This window comes from Mesorhizobium sp. M0159, assembly GCF_040322295.1.
Classification (GTDB): Bacteria; Pseudomonadota; Alphaproteobacteria; order Rhizobiales; family Rhizobiaceae; genus Mesorhizobium.
This window is the reverse complement of the sequence record NZ_JAMYTF010000004.1, coordinates 80695-96724: the sequence shown is the minus strand read 5'-3', so window position 1 is coordinate 96724 and position 16030 is coordinate 80695. Positions and strand designations below refer to the sequence as shown.

Below are 16030 nucleotides of genomic sequence, written 5' to 3'. Positions count from 1 at the left end.
GGCTATGCCGAAACCTTTCTGATCCATTGATCGATCGCCACGGCGCCGATGATCAGCACGCCGGTGAGCAGCACCTTCCACTGCGGGTCGGCGCCCAGCATGTTGAGGCCCATCGAGACGACGCCGACGATCATGGCGCCGAACAGCGTGCCGAGGATCGAGCCGCGCCCGCCGAACAGAGAAATACCGCCGATCACCGTCGCGGTGATGGCCTGAAGATTGTAGTCGGTGACCGCGGCGGAAGGAGAGATCGAGCCATTGCGGCCGATGGAGACCCAGGCTGCGAAGGCGGCGATCAGCCCGGCAAGGGCATAGACGGTCATCAGCACCTTCTTCGTCTGGATGCCCGACAGTTTCGCAGCCTCCTGATCGTCGCCGACCGCGTAGACATGGCGGCCCCACGCGGTGTGGTTGAGCACGTACCAGAGGACCAACACGAGAACGACCATGGCAATGACGCCAAGCGTCAACACGGCCGTGCCGACCTTAAAGCTGAGGGCAAACAGGTGCAGCAGAGGCGCCTGGACGTCGACGTCGGTGTCGCGGATCGTCTCATTGGCCGAATAGATGAAATTGGTGGCCATGACGATGTTCCAGGTGCCGAGCGTCACGATGAAGGGCGGCAGCTTCATGTAGGCGACCAGCACACCGTTGAGCAGGCCGCATGCGCCACCGGCGAGAAGCCCGATCGCCACCGCGAGCACGGCCGGCATACCGTAGCTGACCGCGCAATTGCCCATGATCACAGCCGAAATCACCATGATCACGCCAATCGACAGGTCGATGCCGGCGGTCAGGATCACCAGCGTCTGCGCGGCGCCCAGAATGCCGACAATCGCGATCTGCTGAAGGATCAGCGTCAGCGTATAGGATGAAAAAAAACGCCCGCCGATGGTGATGCCAAAAATAATGATCGCCAGAACCAGCACGATGAGCGGCACCGCTGCCGGCGTGGAATGCAGGAAATGCTGGGCACGCTTGACGGCCGATTTATGCTCGTCGAACGCGGCGACGCTTGTGTCGCTGCTCGATAGAACTTTTTCGAATTCTTGTGCTTGAGCCATGTTTCCTCCCCTGGGCTTCGGCCAACCGCCGACGCCATCCACGCCTTCCGGTCTGCCGCCGGCACTATTTGCGTTTAGATCGGCACATCGTCCACCCGGAGCGGCCGGGGATCAACCCCCCGACGACCCCGATCAGTTGCCGGTCAAGCAAGGCAAAGCCCCAGCACATGGCGCGGCCTTCCATTGTGTCCATTGACTTAACACCGTTGGCGGGCTTGTCGGTGACTAGGTTGACGCCGGTATCGAAGAAGTTCTTGCCTTCGGTCGGCTTCGGCTTCGTCCCGTCCTTGGCGAAAGTGGCGATCGCCTCGATGCCGAGCGCCGCCATTTGGAGCGGATATTGCTGCGAGGTAGCGCCGATCACGCCTTCGGCCACCGATTTCACGCCGGGGCAGCCACCGTCGACCGAGACGATCAGCACCTGGCTTTCGAGACCGACGGCCTTGAGCGCCTGGTAGGCGCCGACAGCTGCGGGCTCGTTGATGGTGTGGATGACGTTGATGGTGTTATCCTTCTGCAGAAGGTTCTCCATCGCCTTGCGACCACCCTCTTCATTGCCGTTCGTCACGTCGTGGCCAACGATGCGCGGATCGTCCTCGTCGCCGATCTTGTTGGGGTCCTTCACGTCTATGCCGTAGCCCGTCATGAAACCCTGGTCGCGCAGCACATCCACCGTGGGCTGCGACGGCGTCAGGTCGAGGAAGCCGATCTTGGCATCCTTGGCCTTGTCGCCAAGCGTCGCGGCGGCCCATGCGCCGATCAGCTTGCCGGCTTCCAGATTGTCGGTCGCGAAGGTCGCGTCAGCCGCATCGATCGGATCAAGCGGGGTGTCGAGCGCGATCACCAACAGCCCGGCGTCCCGCGCTTTCTTCACGGTCGGCACGATGCCCTTGGTGTCGGACGCGGTGATGAGGATACCCTTGGCGCCGTCGGCGATACAGCTCTCGATTGCAGCCACCTGGCTCTCGCTGTCGCCGTCGATCTTGCCCGCGTAAGTCTTGAGATCGACGCCAAGCTCCTTGGCCTTGGCCGTCGCACCTTCCTTCATCTTGACGAAGAAGGGATTGGTGTCGGTCTTGGTGATCAAGCAGGCGCCGACCCCGGCGGCCGATGCCGTCGACGCAAAGGCCATCAGGCTCAGTCCGGCCGCGGCAAACACGGTGGATTTCAACAGTTTTGACGTGGTCACGATTTTCCTCCCATGGAACCATTTAGGATGCCGGCCAACCGGCATCTGCAGCGCGTCCGACGAAATCTCCCAGTGTCGACGCCGATCGCAAGAGACACCAGTCCGCCAGCACTGTCAATAATTAAATCACTCTTATTTATTATTGACAACGCAGGATTGTTCACTCACTCTAGACCAAAAGCATTGAGGGGAACCGACGGGAGGAACAGGGTGGAGACCGGCATTACGAGGCACGGCTCGCCCGATGCGGCCGAAAGCCGTCTGCACCGCGGCACCAATCAAAGCGGCATGCGGGACCACAATGAGCGGCTGGTGCTGTCGCTGGTGCGTCAGCACGGCAGCCTGGCCAAATCCGACATTGCGCGCATGACGGGCCTTTCGGCGCAGACGGTCTCGGTCATAATGCGCGAGCTGGAGGAGGACGACCTGCTCGTCCGCCAGGCGCCGTTGCGCGGCAAGATCGGCCAGCCTTCCATACCCATGGCGCTCAATCCCGACGGCGCCTATTTCATCGGCCTGAAGATCGGCCGCCGCAGCGCCGAACTGGTGCTGATCGATTTCCTCGGCAACGTACGCTCGATGCTGCAGCATTCCTACCGCTATCCGGCGCCGCGCGAGACGGTGGAATTCGTCACGAGCGGCATGAAGAAGATGCGCGGCGAACTCACCCCGGCGCAGGACAAACGCATCGCCGGGCTTGGCATCGCCATGCCGTTCGAACTGTGGAACTGGGCCGACACCGCCGGCGCGCCGCTCGAAATAATGGACGAATGGCGCCATCGCGATATTCGCGCCGACATCCAGGCGCAATGCGAATTTCCAGTCTATCTGCAGAACGATGCCACCTCGGCCTGCGGCGCGGAGCTCGTGTTTGGCCAGGCGGCGGGTGCGGCGCGCGATTTCGTCTATTTCTACATCGGCGCCTTTGCCGGCGGCGGCATCGTGCTGAACGGCCGGCTTTTTGGCGGCCCAACCGGCAATGCCGGCGCGCTGGGCTCGATGCCGGTGCCCGGGCCGGACGGCAAGCCGACGCAATTGATCGACGTGGCCTCGATCGCCACGCTGGAAAAGGCGCTCAACGCGCGTGGCGTCGAGGCGTCGCATCTGTGGACCTCGCCACAGGACTGGGGCGAGATCGGCGCCGAGCTCGACGACTGGATCGCAAGCGCCTCGCAGGCGCTCGCCTATGCCATTGTTGCGGCGTCCTCCGTCATCGATTTCGAAGCCGCGGTGATCGACGGATGGATGCCGCTTGCCGTGCGCAGGCGGCTTGTTAATGCGGTCATCCAGGCAATCGGCAGGATCGACGGCGAAGGCCTGCGGCTTCCGACCGTTCGCGAGGGAACGGTCGGCATCCATGCGCGGGCGCTGGGTGGTGCCAGCCTGCCGCTATCGGAGCGCTTCCTCATCGGCTCGACCACGATTTCCCGGAGCTTCTGAGCATGCTGATCGGCATCCCGGCGCTGCTCGGCCCGGAGCTTCTGGCGATATTGCGCGCAATGGGCCATGGCGACGAGATCGCGCTGGTCGACGGCAACTACCCGGCCGAGCAACAGGCACAACGGTTGATCCGCGCCGACGGTCATCATCTCGTCCCCGTGCTCGATGCGGTATTGAGCGTATTGCCGGTCGACGACGCCGTGCCGCACGCGCTGTTTCGCGCCTCGGCCAAAGGCGATCCCCTGCTAGCCGATCCGGTTCACCATGAGATGGAAGCGATCTGCGCCAGGCGTGCGCCGGGCCGCACGGTGGTTGCGCTTGCCGGCGCCGACTTCTATGCACGGGTCAAGGCCGCGCATGCGATCGTCGCGACAAGCGAGCCGCGGCTTTATGCCAACATCATCATTCGCAAGGGCGTGATCTATCCGCCGGAAAGCAAAACTTCATGATTCTCTGCTGCGGCGAAGCCCTGATCGACATGCTGCCGCGCACCACGACGGAGGGCGAGCCGGCCTTTGCGCCCTATGTCGGCGGTGCCGTCTTCAACTCGGCCATTGCGCTCGGCCGGCTCGGAGCGCCGGCCGGCTTCTTCTCCGGCCTGTCGTCCGATCTGTTCGGCGGGCAGTTCAGGGAGGCGCTGGGGGCCAGCAAGGTCAGTTCCACCTATGCGCACACCTCGCCGCGTCCGACTACTCTCGCCTTCGTGCGGCTCAACAACGGCCAGGCGACCTACACCTTCTACGACGAGAACACCGCCGGGCGCATGCTGACCATCGAGGACTTGCCGGAACTCGGCAGCGAGATCGAGGCCATGCTGTTCGGCGCCATCAGCCTGATCTCGGAGCCGGCCGGGTCGGCCTATGAAGAGTTCATGCGACGCGAGCATGAGCGCCGCGTGATGATGCTCGACCCCAACATCCGGCCAAACTTCATTCCCGACAAGGCCAAGCACCTCAGGCGCATCCGCAACATGATGGCGATGGCCGACATCGTGAAACTGTCGGACGAGGATCTGAACTGGTTCGGCGAAGCCGGCTCGCATGAGGACGTAGTCCGCAACTGGCTGGACCGCGGTCCGAAGCTGATCGTCGTCACCCACGGCAGCGAGGGCGCGGTCGGTTACAGCAGCCAGCACCGGGTCACCGTCGTGCCGGACAAGATCGAGGTGGTCGATACGGTCGGCGCCGGCGACACATTCAATGCCGGCATTCTTGCCTCCTTGCACGAACAGGGTCTGCTCTCGAAGACGGCAATCTCCAGTTTGCCGGAAGGCGCCATCCAAAAGGCGCTGACGCTCGGCGCCAAGGCCGCGGCGGTGACGGTATCGCGGGCCGGCGCCAATCCGCCATGGCGGCATGAACTCGCTTGACCGGCTGGTGCGCAGCCCATGGACTGCTCACCGGCGATCACTTTATGTTTCGTCCAGCCTGGCGGGCGGGATGCGAAGCCCGTATCAGGCCGGCCGAAGCCCGGATTTCCCCGCGTTTAAGAGGGCAGATCGGAAATCAGAGGTAACAGGCTGCGACACTTGAGCAATTCAGGGTTTTGCCCTGCGGCTTTCTCGGCCGTGCCAAGTCTGCTACCAGCGGCCGGTTATCTGGCTAAAACCGTTTGAGGCCGACATGCAGTTTATCGATCTTGGCGCGCAGCGCGAACGCATCCGCGACAGGCTGAAAGCCGCAATCGACCGGGTTGTCGACGAAGGCCGCTATATTCTCGGACCTCAGGTCACCGAACTCGAAAACAAGCTCGCCGCCTATATCGGCACCAAGCATGTGGTCGCTTGCGCCAACGGCACCGATGCGCTGCTGCTGCCGCTGTTTGCCGCCGGCATCGGCCCGGGCGACGCGGTGTTCGTGCCGAGCTTCACCTTCGCCGCCACGGCCGAAGTGGTGGCGCTGACCAAGGCCGAACCGGTGTTCGTCGATGTCGATGCCGACAGCTACAATATCGACATCGCCAGCCTCGAGGCGGCAATCGCCATGATCAAGGCGGAGGGCCGGCTGAGGCCGAAGGCAATCATTCCCGTCGACCTGTTCGGCCTCGCCGCCGATTACGAGGCGATCATGGCCATCGCCGATCGCGAAGGCCTGATGGTCATCGAGGATGCGGCGCAGGCGACCGGCGGCTCGGCTCACGGCAAGATGTGCGGCTCGTTCGGCACCGTCGGCTCGACCAGCTTCTATCCGGCAAAGCCGCTCGGCTGCTATGGCGACGGCGGTGCGATGTTCACCAATGACGATGCGCTGGCCGAACAGCTGCGCTCGTTCGCCTTTCACGGAAAGGGCGAAACGCAATACGACAATGTCCGCGTCGGCATCAATTCACGGCTCGACACGCTGCAGGCGGCGATTCTGATAGAGAAGCTGGCCATTCTCGAAGACGAGATGGTGGTGCGGCAAGCGGTCGCCAATCGCTATGCCGAAGGTCTCGGCGATATCGTCAAGGCAGCGCGCAATCTGGGCGGCGGCCGCTCGGCCTGGGCGCAATACGCCATCGAAACGCCGAAACGCGACGGGCTCAAGGCACATCTCGGTGAAAAGGGCATTCCGTCGGTCATCTACTATGTGAAACCGCTGCACAGCCAGATTGCCTATCGCGATTATCCGCGCACGCCGACCGGCCTTGCCGTTTCGGAAGAGCTGCCGAAGCGCATCCTGTGCCTGCCGATGCATCCCTATCTGAGCGAGGCTGACCAGGACCGGATCATCGAAACAATCCGTAACTATATCGGCTCGAATTCGGCGCATGTAGCGGCGGCATAAATTCGAAAGTTTCGAAGCGTGGTCGCGGAATACATCGACGAGTTCATCATGTTCTGCGCCGGGTTGTGGATGGCTGGCGTCGGCTTCGGATTTTTCTCGGACCCCTCTCAAGCTCGCCCGGGCCAACAGCAGGCATGGTGGACCAACTTTGGAACCCATTTTAAATGGATGGGGCCGCTGTTGATCCTCATCGCGATAGTGCTCGCGTTCGCGGCACCTTCCTAGATGCGGCGCCGGCAACAGGCTCGCCATTGACGGCATCGCTGATCAACAACGGACCGTTCACCTCAAACTGGGGCGGTCGGTTCCGATTTCGGGATGCTTTGCTCTGCGCCGAAGCATAGTCTGCACCTGTTTTCCCTCTAGGCTGGCTATTTTCATGAAGAAGATTGGTTTCCTCTCGTTCGGGCATTGGACGCCCTCGCCGCAATCGCAGACGCGGACGGCAGCCGACGCGCTTTTGCAGTCCGTCGAGCTGGCCGTCGCGGCCGAGGAATTGGGTGCGGACGGCGCGTATTTCCGCGTGCATCACTTCGCGCGCCAGCTCGCCTCGCCCTTCCCGCTGCTGGCAGCGGTTGGGGCGAAGACCAGCCGAATCGAGATCGGCACGGCGGTGATCGACATGCGCTATGAGAACCCGCTCTACATGGCCGAGGACGCCGGCGCCGCCGACCTAATCGCCGGAGGGCGTCTGCAGCTGGGCATCAGCCGCGGCTCGCCGGAGCAGGTGATCGAGGGATGGCGCTACTTCGGCTACGCCCCGCAAGAGGGCGAGAGCGATGCCGACATGGCCCGCAGACACACCGGAGTGCTGCTCGAAGTGTTGCTGGGCAAAGGCTTTGCGCAGCCCAACCCGCGGCCGATGTTTCCCAACCCGCCTGGCCTGCTTCGCGTCGAGCCGCACTCGGAGGGCCTGCGCGAGCGCATCTGGTGGGGCGCCGCCACAAACGCCACCGCCGAATGGGCGGCGAAGCTGGGGATGAACCTGCAGAGTTCCACGCTCAAATTCGACGAAGGCGGAAAGCCGTTTCACATCCAGCAGGCCGAACAGATCAGGGCTTTTCGTGAGGCCTGGAAGGCGGCCGGACACACGCGCGAGCCGCGGGTGTCGGTGAGCCGGAGCATTTTTGCGCTGGTCGACGATCGCGACCGGGCCTATTTCGGCGGCAACCAGAGCGGACATCATTTCGGTTACATCGAGGCAGACAGACGCGCGGTGTTCGGCCGCTCCTATGCCGCCGAACCGGACGTCCTGATCGAGCAGCTAAAGGGCGACGAAGCCATCGCCGAGGCCGATACGCTGCTGCTTACCGTCCCCAACCAGCTCGGCGTCGACTACAATGCCCATGTCATCGAGGCGATCCTGACCCATGTCGCCCCTGGCTTGGGCTGGCGCTGACGCGCGACTTTGTTGGAAAAACCCACGGCGGTCGATACGATGCTCGCGTTCTAGCGGTCTCACGGCTGCTTCCCGTCGGCTCGTTTCAGCATCGCAAATGCGCGACTGATCCGTTGCAGCGCTGTGGCGTTGGCCAGCACTGCGTACAGCGCGAACCCACCCGCCAGAATCCAGGGCGAAGCCGCGCCCATGGCGGTCGCGACTCCGTCCGTGGCGAGCAGCACGCAAATGAAAACCAGTCGTTCCATCCGCTCGAAGAAATCCGGCCAACCGTGGTTTTCCACAGGGATTTCCAGCGCCGTCCGCGCCTTGGCGTAACTGGTCAGGATCCCGCCGGCGAACGCGAACATTGCGATCGCCCACAGATCGGCGACCCAGCCGATTGCCGCAAAGACGGCCAATTCCTGATAACGGTCGACGACGGCATCGAAATAGCCACCGGCCTTGGTGCTCATATTTGTCCGGCGGGCTACCGCACCGTCCAGCGCATCGAAGGTGAAGGCAAACGCCAGGCAAAGGCCAAAGGCAAGACTTGAATGGTGATAGACATAGGCGGCCGAGGACAAAGCGACGAGCACGAGCCCGCTAGCCGTAACCTGGTTCGGCGTCATGCCGATCCCGATCAGCGGAGAGGCGGCCTGCTCCCATAGCGGGTCGATGCGACTTTTCATGAGACCGGCGATCATGGCGGCTCCTCTGATGATGTCGTTTCACCGAGCTTTACCAGCAATTTGCGGGTTTGTTCCACCGTCGCTAACGTTCCAATTGGTCAAAGCGGGCCGAGACCGGGCTCAGCAACATTCTCAACTCGCCGCAACAGCGATTTCTTTCGACGAATGCGGCCGGCGGAATAAGGCGCTCGCCAAGCTGACGGAGCAAATCGGCCGGCGGTCTGGCGGCCGCACCCGAACGATGTGACTATGATTGCTTGCCATCCGTCGGAAGCCGGCCGAAACTCGATGCATAAATTTTCACCCAAGTTTGCCTACCTGCTCGCGACCTCTCTTGGCGCGGGATTATCTCCAATATGGCCGGGCACGGTCGGCGCAATGGTTGGAGTGGCGGTTGCTGCAGCTCTGATACCTGCATCGCCTTGGCTGACCGTGCTTGCCTATGCGGCACTGTTCGCCGTTGGCGTATGGGCGTCATCGCATGTTATCTCCGGTACCGGGACGGAGGATCCGCAGATCGTCGTCATCGATGAGACCTTCGGCGCCGCCGCCACACTTTCCATGCTTCCGATCGACCCACTCTGGTGGGCAGCAGGCTTCCTTGCTTTCCGGTTTTTCGACGTCCTCAAGCCTTGGCCCATCCGTATCATGCATGACAAGGTAAGGGGTGGGGCCGGCATTATGCTGGACGACGCGGCCGCGGCTGTCGCCGCTGGGGCGTTGCTGCTCCTGCTGAACGGTTTGATTAACCATTTGCGGTAACGGCGACATTCGGTCTGCCAAGGCCACGGTGGTCCATCGGAGTTTAGCGCCACAAGGGAAGACCGGACCGATGCGAAGCCACAGGATCGCGGCCATTCCAGGCGATGGGATCGGCAAGGGAGTCGTAGCGGCCGGGCTTCGTGCGCTGGCCGTCTGCGCCCTGGCATCGCCCGCATTCCCGGCGACGACATCGGCGTGCCAGAACGCAGGAGGCATCCGCACTCGCCGCCGCTCACCGATGGTGTTCGTGTGCCTGAGTACGGAAACCAAACCCATCAAGTGTTTCGATCAGCACCTGTACGCGATCAGGCACACCGTGCATTGACCGCCACGCGACAAAGCCGTCCGGCCTGACCAAGGCGGCACCGCCGCTTTCAACCCCGAGCGCGGAAGGCCACCGATGGTCCAAGTCAATCAGATCCCCATTGGCACCCAAGGCGTGGCAGGTCAGCGGCATACGGAGGCGTTGGCTTACGGCGTCAGCGGCCTGACACCATGCTTCGTCGGCGCAGAGGAGAAGAAGATCGCGATCGCACAAATCGAGACTCGAAATCCGCTGGCCGGCGCGCCCGACCGCGAAATGCGGTAAACGCGTGCCAGGGCGACCCGACAGCTCGGCGGATTTTTGGAACGGGTGATCGTCCGGTGTGGATTCCCGAGCCACGATGCCTGCAGTGTAGCGTTGGCCAAATACCACGTCGTAATCCTCGACGATCGCAACAGGAGGAGGCAACCGCTTCGACGGATCGTCGAACCATTTCTGTAGGCGGGCGAGCGCTTGCGCCAACGTAGCCTCGATGACCGGCCGGCGCTCCATGTCATAGCTATCCAGCAACGAGGGATCGGCATGCCCGCGTGCTACCATCGCAAGCTTCCAGGCAAGGTTATGGGCGTCGTGGATACCTGAATTGCCACCGAAAGCGCCTGTTGGGGGCATCACATGTGCGGCATCCCCCACAAGAAACGCGCGGCCTCGGCGGAATTGGCGCGCTGTGAGGGCGGCCACTTCCCAGGAGCGCGCATCGACAAGCCTCGTCGTGATGTCCGACCGGCCCGCACCTCGTATGATCAGTTCCCTGCACTTGGCTTCATCAAAATCCTGTGGTTTCTCGCCCTTTTCGGGAAAGTACTGGAGCGCCAGAAGCCATCGTCCACCCTCCCTGGGCGTGAAGGTCCCGTTGAGGTCCGTCACGAAGCACGACGTGAAGCGCTTGCCGCCTATCGTCGGAGGCATGTCCATGTCAAAGACTACATTCATCCAGTTCTGAAGGCCGCCTGCCCCGCTGCGGCTGATCTCCAGCCTCTCTCGCAGGGAACCGTTCGCACCGTCCGCGACGATCAGATAGTCGGCCGAGATGACCTCCTTTGCGTAAGTCGCGATATCGCGAATTTCCGCGCGGACGACGGTCTCGTCCTCATCGAAAGTCACCAGCTCCGTGCTAAAACGCACGTCTGCACCGTTCCGCTCGGCGTAGCGGCGCAGAATCGGTTCCAGGACGTGCTGATCACACGTCGCCGGTTGCGTGGGGCTGAGGGCACTTGCATCCGGCCACGCCGGTCCGCCCCATTGAATCTCCGGATCGGCGAGATTCCTGGCGCGCGCAATAGCGCCTGCCTGCTGGTCCCCCGTCCGATTTGTACGAATCTCCTCCTCGAGGCCGAGGCTTCGGAAAATCTCCATGCTGCGCGGGGAGATGCCGGCAAACTTGTACTGGATTGACGTGTCGGGATGACGCTCGACGAGGACACACGCAATGTCGTTGTGAGCCAATAGGGCGGCCGCCGTCAGACCGTTCAGGCCGCCTCCGACGACGAGAACCGTGGTATTGGTCATCTCGGATCTCCTCTCATTGCTTTGACCACAAAAACATTTTGATTGATCAAATCATATGATTGGTCCAAGTATGTGTCAAGACTCGAAGGAGCGTGGAATGAGACCGAGCCAAGATCGCTTGCAGCACGCCACCGAGGCATGGCGCCTGATGTTTGATTTCCTGATCCGGTCCGCGCCGGACCGGTTGGAGATCCAGCGGAAATTGGGCCTGACGCCCAACGACTCCCGCGCCCTCTTCACCCTCGACAAAGACGCGGGCAAGCCGATCGGCGCATTGGCTGCTCAATGGCAGTGCGATCCATCGACGGCGACCTGGCTGGTCGACCGGCTTGAGCAGGCGGGGCTCGCCGCACGTGTTCCGTCGCCAAGCGATCGCCGTGTCAAACTTGTCAAGCTTACGGCCAAGGGTGCTGCAACCATTGAGGAATTGACAAGGGAATATCACAAGCCCCCGCCCGAGATACTTGCGCTTCCACGCGCTGATCTGGATCAGTTGATCGGCCTCGTAAGAAAGTTACAGGCTGGCAAATCCGTGAGTTGATCCTATCCCAGAAAGGCACTGGCTAGGATCGGGTAGCGCCGCGTCACACTTTCCATGCTGCCGCTCGAGCCGCTCTGGTAATCGGCAGGTTCCTTGCTTTCCGGTTTTTTTGACGTGGTCAACCTTGGCCCATCCTATCGCGCATGAGAAGGTAAGGGGTGGGTTCGGCATCATGCTGGACGACGCAGCGGCGGCCGTGGCCGCCGGGATGCTGCTGCTGCTGAAGAAGACCATTTGAACGTTGTCGCAATGGCGACATCAGTCTGGTTGCGTCTCGACTTTCAGCATCACGCCTCTTCCAGTCTGCGTACACGAGCCCTGACCCCATTGCCGATGGCATCAGCGACTTCCGCAGGAAAATCCTTTGGGAGCGATGCAGAAACCAGTTCGACCGCCGCTAGCGCCTGTTGGCGCAGCTCATCAAAGATCGCCTTGACGGGTTTCGGACCGATCCCTGCTTTGGCGGCGGTCTGGATAAAATGGCGTGGCATGACGCTGTCGACGAGGTAGTGGCGTGTGTCACCAATGGCCATCGCCAGTTTCATTTTGTTGTGCTTGATCTGTCCCGCATCAAGGCTGGGCTGCGCTGAAATCACATCATAGAGCGGCGTTATGCGGAACCGGCCGCCGGGAGAAAGAAAGACGCTAAAATTCTTGGCGTGCCCATCTGTGGCGCCGAGAAGCCAAAAGGCAACCACGGCTTTTAAAACCGCAGCTTGATCTACCTCCGGTTGGTCGCTTCCCTTCATCAAATTGAGGATAGCCGGAACGCCAGGCCCGCCGTCGGATTCGTATTTCAGTGACGGCGGCACAGAAAGGGCCTGGCAGCAGTCTTCCTGGGGCAAACGCAGGAGACGATTGTCACTGGTCCATCGGCGATCGAACCGCTCGACCGCGAGCACGCGATTGCCTTCGAACTCCTCGATTGCGACGACGGCGCTCGGGAGCCCTAGGGCGGTTGTCAGCTTGAGGCAGAAAAATTCGTTCTCGACACTGAAGGAAAGGTCGATGCCATTTGGCAACCGTCCAATCTGTGGTTTGAGGATGTGCGTCGTGGCAGTCGTCGCCAGCGGCTTGTACCAACGTCCTTTCCAGAACAAGAGCGCAGTCTTTTCCTGAGCGCCAGCGATCGAGATCCGGAAGTCCTCGTCCTCGCCAAGCCCAAGGGGAGCCGATGCCAGATCGCGGAGAAGATGGGCAATCTCGGTATCGTCAACGGGTTTGCCGTTGACAATACCAGCGGGGCCTGGCTCGACACCATCCGGCAGGAATTGCAATGCGCCGACACAATCGCGTCCGACAGCGGCAAGCAGGTCGTAGGCGTCTATTCCTTGAGCATGAACACGCTCCGCCATACGGCGGCGAATGGGGATGTTGTCGGGCAGGAGATTGTCGAAGACGGCGATGACGGGCGCACCGATATAACGATCTTCACGCAGAGGCAGTGATAGCGAGACGGGCAGCGCGTGCTCCCAAGCAAGCCAAGACGGATCGTACTGAAAATCGATCGCGCCGCTGGATTGTCTATTCAGCCGCCCGACGAGACGGCTGTTCAAGAAGATATTTAGCGGGATGTGCCGCCGCGGACGAGCCATCAGAAGATGTCCTCGATCTCGGCCGGCTTTGCCTTGGTCCGAGGGCGGACGACGAATTCGAGGTCGAGCGCTGCGAGAATGTCGCAAAGCGTTCCGAGCTGGGTCCCAGGCGCGCCACTCTCTACGGCCGAGATGGTCGCCTGACGCAGCATCGTTTGGTCCCCGACATTGGTCTGGTTCAGGCGGAGCTTGCGACGCTGCCGGCGGACGGCATCTCCAATTTGCTTGGGTGTTCGGGCGATTTGGTCCACAGCGTACCTCTCTGGCCATGGTATTATACGCTCGCGCAGATAAATTTCAATATACGCTTTTCCGTATAAAACTCTGTATACTCGGAAGCGTATAAGCAGCAAATATGGTCGGGCGTATGATCTTCGATCCGCAGGGACCGTCATGGCCATGCTTTCAGCTTGTCCGGCCGCCGCCGGCCAATGTGACCGAAGCGAAAGTCGGCATGCTCATAAAGCTCCAAGGCAAAGTGAGGTCAGTCCTAGCAGACTGCGGCAACGGATCGGTTTTTCAAACGGATGTTGCGGCACTCACCCAATCGAGTCGTGCGGCAGGGACAAGGCCATAATTGTAAAAATTGATGCCGTCGACATCCGGCGCCATCGCAGCTTTCACCTTGGCGGTGAGGATGTCGGGGCCTGCCATTTCCGGATAGAACAGCCGGTAGCCGGCGCCGAGGAACTTTTCCACGCCAAGGGCTGCGCGTCCGGCCGCCATCAGGCTGGCGACATCGCCTGGCTGCATGTCGTAGGCACACAGGATTGCCCCGTCACAGACCTTGCCGAGCGCCGCGAGATCGCAGCCGCCAAGCCAACCGTCTTTCAAATCGATGATGACAACGCGGGTCGCCGGATTGGCCACCTCGCGCAGTTCGGCGACCAGGCTGGTCACCGGTTCGAACCGCCACAGCAGGTAGCCATGGAGTTCCGGCCATGGCAAAAAAGTGTCGAGGCCGCTCCCCGGAAAGTCTGGAAAGCGCCGTTCGGGCACGGCGCGCTCGCAGGTCTCGACGATCCATTGCCCGACGAGCTTGCGCGCTACTTCGCCGTCAACGCCGGCCTCGGCCGCGCGCGCAAGGCAGGACGGACAGAAACATATCGACAACAGAAAATCGTCTTCCGGCGTCAGCCCGACACCATCTTTCTCATGATGGTATTCGTGGGCGAAGCCCATGAAGGACGGGCTTTCAAGCTCGATCCGGTCCGGCCTGTAGCTGTGCGAGATATCGGCGACCAGCGCGCGGACATAAGCGCGCGCTTCCGGATGTGATGGGCAGAGATTGTAGTAGTTGGCATCGCCGAAGGCGTTGCGGGTTACGGCCTGCGGATGAAGCATGCCGAGCCGGGTGTTGTGCAAGCAGACCGTCCAGCACGAAACGCCGAGCCCGCCCACCTCGCGCCGGCGCACAAGGTCGCCAAGCACATCGCCGCCTTCCATGATCACGTCCGCCACCTTGGGCTGGATGGCAAGGTCGGCCCAATGTGCCGCATCTGGCTTGAAATAGATGGTTCCGTCTTCCGGAAAATAGGCTTTCCGGCGCGGGCTGCGCGGCTGCAGGAACCGGCCAGCGTGATACGAAGTCGCCAGACTGATCATGTTGAGCCCGGCACGCTCGACAAGATCGCGCTCGACCGTCTCCAAGCCCAGATCCTGGACATCCCAAGGATAGGTCCACATGGACAGTTGCATCCGGTTATCCTCAGTCTTGATCCCGATATGAGCGTATGGTCGGGAGGGCTTCTTATCAGTCGACCGGCTCGGCGACCTGCATGAGGCAGTCTCCCGCCTCGCACATCGTGTGCAGCCGCCGCGAAAGCACAATGCCGCTTTCGAGGAAGTGCAGGGCTTGCTCGGCGAGGTCGAGCCGTTCGAGGTCGTGGTACCAGCCCGCCAGTTGGCCTGAAGTCACGCTGTCGCCCAGCCTGACTGCCGGCTCGAACCAACCACGGCTTGTGGCATAAAGGCCCTGACTGTGCCGAGACAACGAAAGAAGCCGCGTCGGCGCCGAAGGCCCGGTTGCCGGTGCAAGAACCGGCGCCTCAACCACTCCCAAGGCGGCCATCAGGGCGTCGAGTGCGCGGGCGGTAATCTCCATCGTATCGACCGTGACAGTGCCACCGCCGCCGAACTCTCCGCTGACGCCGATGGCGCCGGCCCGGCGCGCCGCACCCATGGAGGTCGGTGAGGCCTGGCCGTTGTCGGCCACGAACCCATAGGGCATGCTGAGCGTCCGCATTAGCTCCACACCGCGCCGATGCCGGTCGGGATCGGTATTGTGCTCGACAAGCGCGGTCGGCAGATGCTCCATCGAGGTGCCGCCAGAATGAATGTCGAAGATGACGTCGTGGCGGGGAAACAGTTCCATCTCCAGGAAATTGGCAAGCCGGCTTGTTGGCGTGCCTGACGGGTCGCCCGGAAAGGCGCGGTTGAGATTGCCGCCGTCGAGTGGCGAGCAGCGCTTTGCGGCAATCACCGCCGGCACGTTCGCCATCGGCAGGATGGTGACGCGACCCTTGATCTGCTTGGGATCGAGCCGGCGCACCAGCTTTGCCAGCGACAGCTCGCCTTCATATTCGTCGCCGTGATTGCCGGCCATCAGAAGCACCGACGGGCCCTCGCCGTTGCGGACAAGGCAGATCGGGACCTTGACCTGGAAATAGGGCGAACGGTCGATCGAAAACGGAATGCTGAGATGGCCGAGTGTCTTGCCGTCCCGGTCGAAGTCGAGCGTATGGCTGAGGCCGGTGTGCATGGCGGCGGC

Annotated in this window: 15 protein-coding genes and 1 pseudogene; 8 read left to right on the top strand and 8 right to left on the bottom strand. The window is 61.9% G+C overall.

The features are described from left to right. Positions 1 to 2 precede the first annotated feature (2 nt). Positions 3 to 1064 (bottom strand): ABC transporter permease, encoded by a 1062-nt coding sequence (locus NKJ32_RS05635; RefSeq protein ID WP_292653631.1) that lies wholly within the window; start codon positions 1062 to 1064, stop codon positions 3 to 5. Between the two features lie 157 nt (positions 1065 to 1221). After that, positions 1222 to 2196 (bottom strand): annotated as a pseudogene (locus tag NKJ32_RS05630) (sugar ABC transporter substrate-binding protein); the annotation flags it as partial. Between the two features lie 267 nt (positions 2197 to 2463). Here NKJ32_RS05630 and NKJ32_RS05625 point away from each other — a divergent pair. From NKJ32_RS05625 to NKJ32_RS05600, 6 genes are all read left to right on the top strand, one after another. Continuing rightward, positions 2464 to 3693: an ROK family transcriptional regulator gene (locus tag NKJ32_RS05625; protein ID WP_352827005.1), complete on the top strand. Its 1230-nt coding sequence runs from the start codon at positions 2464 to 2466 to the stop codon at positions 3691 to 3693. A gap of 2 nt (positions 3694 to 3695) precedes the next feature. After that, positions 3696 to 4142 (top strand): RbsD/FucU family protein, encoded by a 447-nt coding sequence (locus NKJ32_RS05620; protein ID WP_352591525.1) that lies wholly within the window; start codon positions 3696 to 3698, stop codon positions 4140 to 4142. Continuing rightward, a complete protein-coding gene (locus tag NKJ32_RS05615; protein WP_352591522.1) occupies positions 4139 to 5062 on the top strand; it encodes a carbohydrate kinase family protein in 924 nt (307 codons plus the stop codon). The genes NKJ32_RS05620 and NKJ32_RS05615 overlap by 4 nt, the downstream gene beginning before the upstream one ends. Positions 5063 to 5315: 253 nt before the next feature. After that, positions 5316 to 6458, top strand: a complete 1143-nt coding sequence (locus NKJ32_RS05610) for a DegT/DnrJ/EryC1/StrS family aminotransferase (RefSeq protein ID WP_352591519.1) — start codon at positions 5316 to 5318, stop codon at positions 6456 to 6458. 18 nt (positions 6459 to 6476) lie between these two features. Beyond that, complete coding sequence (locus NKJ32_RS05605) at positions 6477 to 6683, top strand: hypothetical protein (RefSeq protein ID WP_352591516.1); 207 nt, start codon at positions 6477 to 6479, stop codon at positions 6681 to 6683. 154 nt (positions 6684 to 6837) lie between these two features. Then, positions 6838 to 7857, top strand: coding sequence for an LLM class flavin-dependent oxidoreductase (locus tag NKJ32_RS05600; RefSeq protein WP_352827003.1), 1020 nt, complete (start codon positions 6838 to 6840; stop codon positions 7855 to 7857). 59 nt (positions 7858 to 7916) lie between these two features. Here NKJ32_RS05600 and NKJ32_RS05595 read toward each other — a convergent pair whose 3' ends face one another. Next, entirely contained in the window at positions 7917 to 8543 is a 627-nt protein-coding gene (locus NKJ32_RS05595; RefSeq protein ID WP_352591510.1) for a CDP-alcohol phosphatidyltransferase family protein, read from the bottom strand. A gap of 273 nt (positions 8544 to 8816) precedes the next feature. On the opposite strand from NKJ32_RS05595, the gene NKJ32_RS05590 reads away from it, so the two are divergent. Next, on the top strand, positions 8817 to 9290 hold the full coding sequence (locus NKJ32_RS05590) for a phosphatidylglycerophosphatase A family protein (protein ID WP_352827001.1): 474 nt from the start codon (positions 8817 to 8819) through the stop codon (positions 9288 to 9290). 232 nt (positions 9291 to 9522) lie between these two features. Here NKJ32_RS05590 and NKJ32_RS05585 read toward each other — a convergent pair whose 3' ends face one another. Beyond that, positions 9523 to 11124, bottom strand: coding sequence for an FAD-dependent monooxygenase (locus NKJ32_RS05585; protein ID WP_352623089.1), 1602 nt, complete (start codon positions 11122 to 11124; stop codon positions 9523 to 9525). Positions 11125 to 11221: 97 nt separating this feature from the next. Here NKJ32_RS05585 and NKJ32_RS05580 point away from each other — a divergent pair, with 97 nt between their 5' ends. Then, positions 11222 to 11665, top strand: a complete 444-nt coding sequence (locus NKJ32_RS05580; RefSeq protein WP_352591501.1) for a MarR family winged helix-turn-helix transcriptional regulator — start codon at positions 11222 to 11224, stop codon at positions 11663 to 11665. Between the two features lie 287 nt (positions 11666 to 11952). Here NKJ32_RS05580 and NKJ32_RS05575 read toward each other — a convergent pair whose 3' ends face one another. From NKJ32_RS05575 to NKJ32_RS05560, 4 genes are all read right to left on the bottom strand, one after another. After that, complete coding sequence (locus NKJ32_RS05575) at positions 11953 to 13260, bottom strand: type II toxin-antitoxin system HipA family toxin (protein ID WP_352591498.1); 1308 nt, start codon at positions 13258 to 13260, stop codon at positions 11953 to 11955. Then, entirely contained in the window at positions 13260 to 13412 is a 153-nt protein-coding gene (locus NKJ32_RS35490) for a helix-turn-helix domain-containing protein (protein WP_502896956.1), read from the bottom strand. The genes NKJ32_RS05575 and NKJ32_RS35490 overlap by 1 nt, the downstream gene beginning before the upstream one ends. Before the next feature lie 367 nt (positions 13413 to 13779). Further along, on the bottom strand, positions 13780 to 14958 hold the full coding sequence (locus NKJ32_RS05565; protein ID WP_352623088.1) for a hypothetical protein: 1179 nt from the start codon (positions 14956 to 14958) through the stop codon (positions 13780 to 13782). A gap of 55 nt (positions 14959 to 15013) precedes the next feature. Further along, positions 15014 to 16021, bottom strand: coding sequence for a succinylglutamate desuccinylase/aspartoacylase family protein (locus tag NKJ32_RS05560; RefSeq protein ID WP_352470934.1), 1008 nt, complete (start codon positions 16019 to 16021; stop codon positions 15014 to 15016). Positions 16022 to 16030 lie beyond the last annotated feature (9 nt).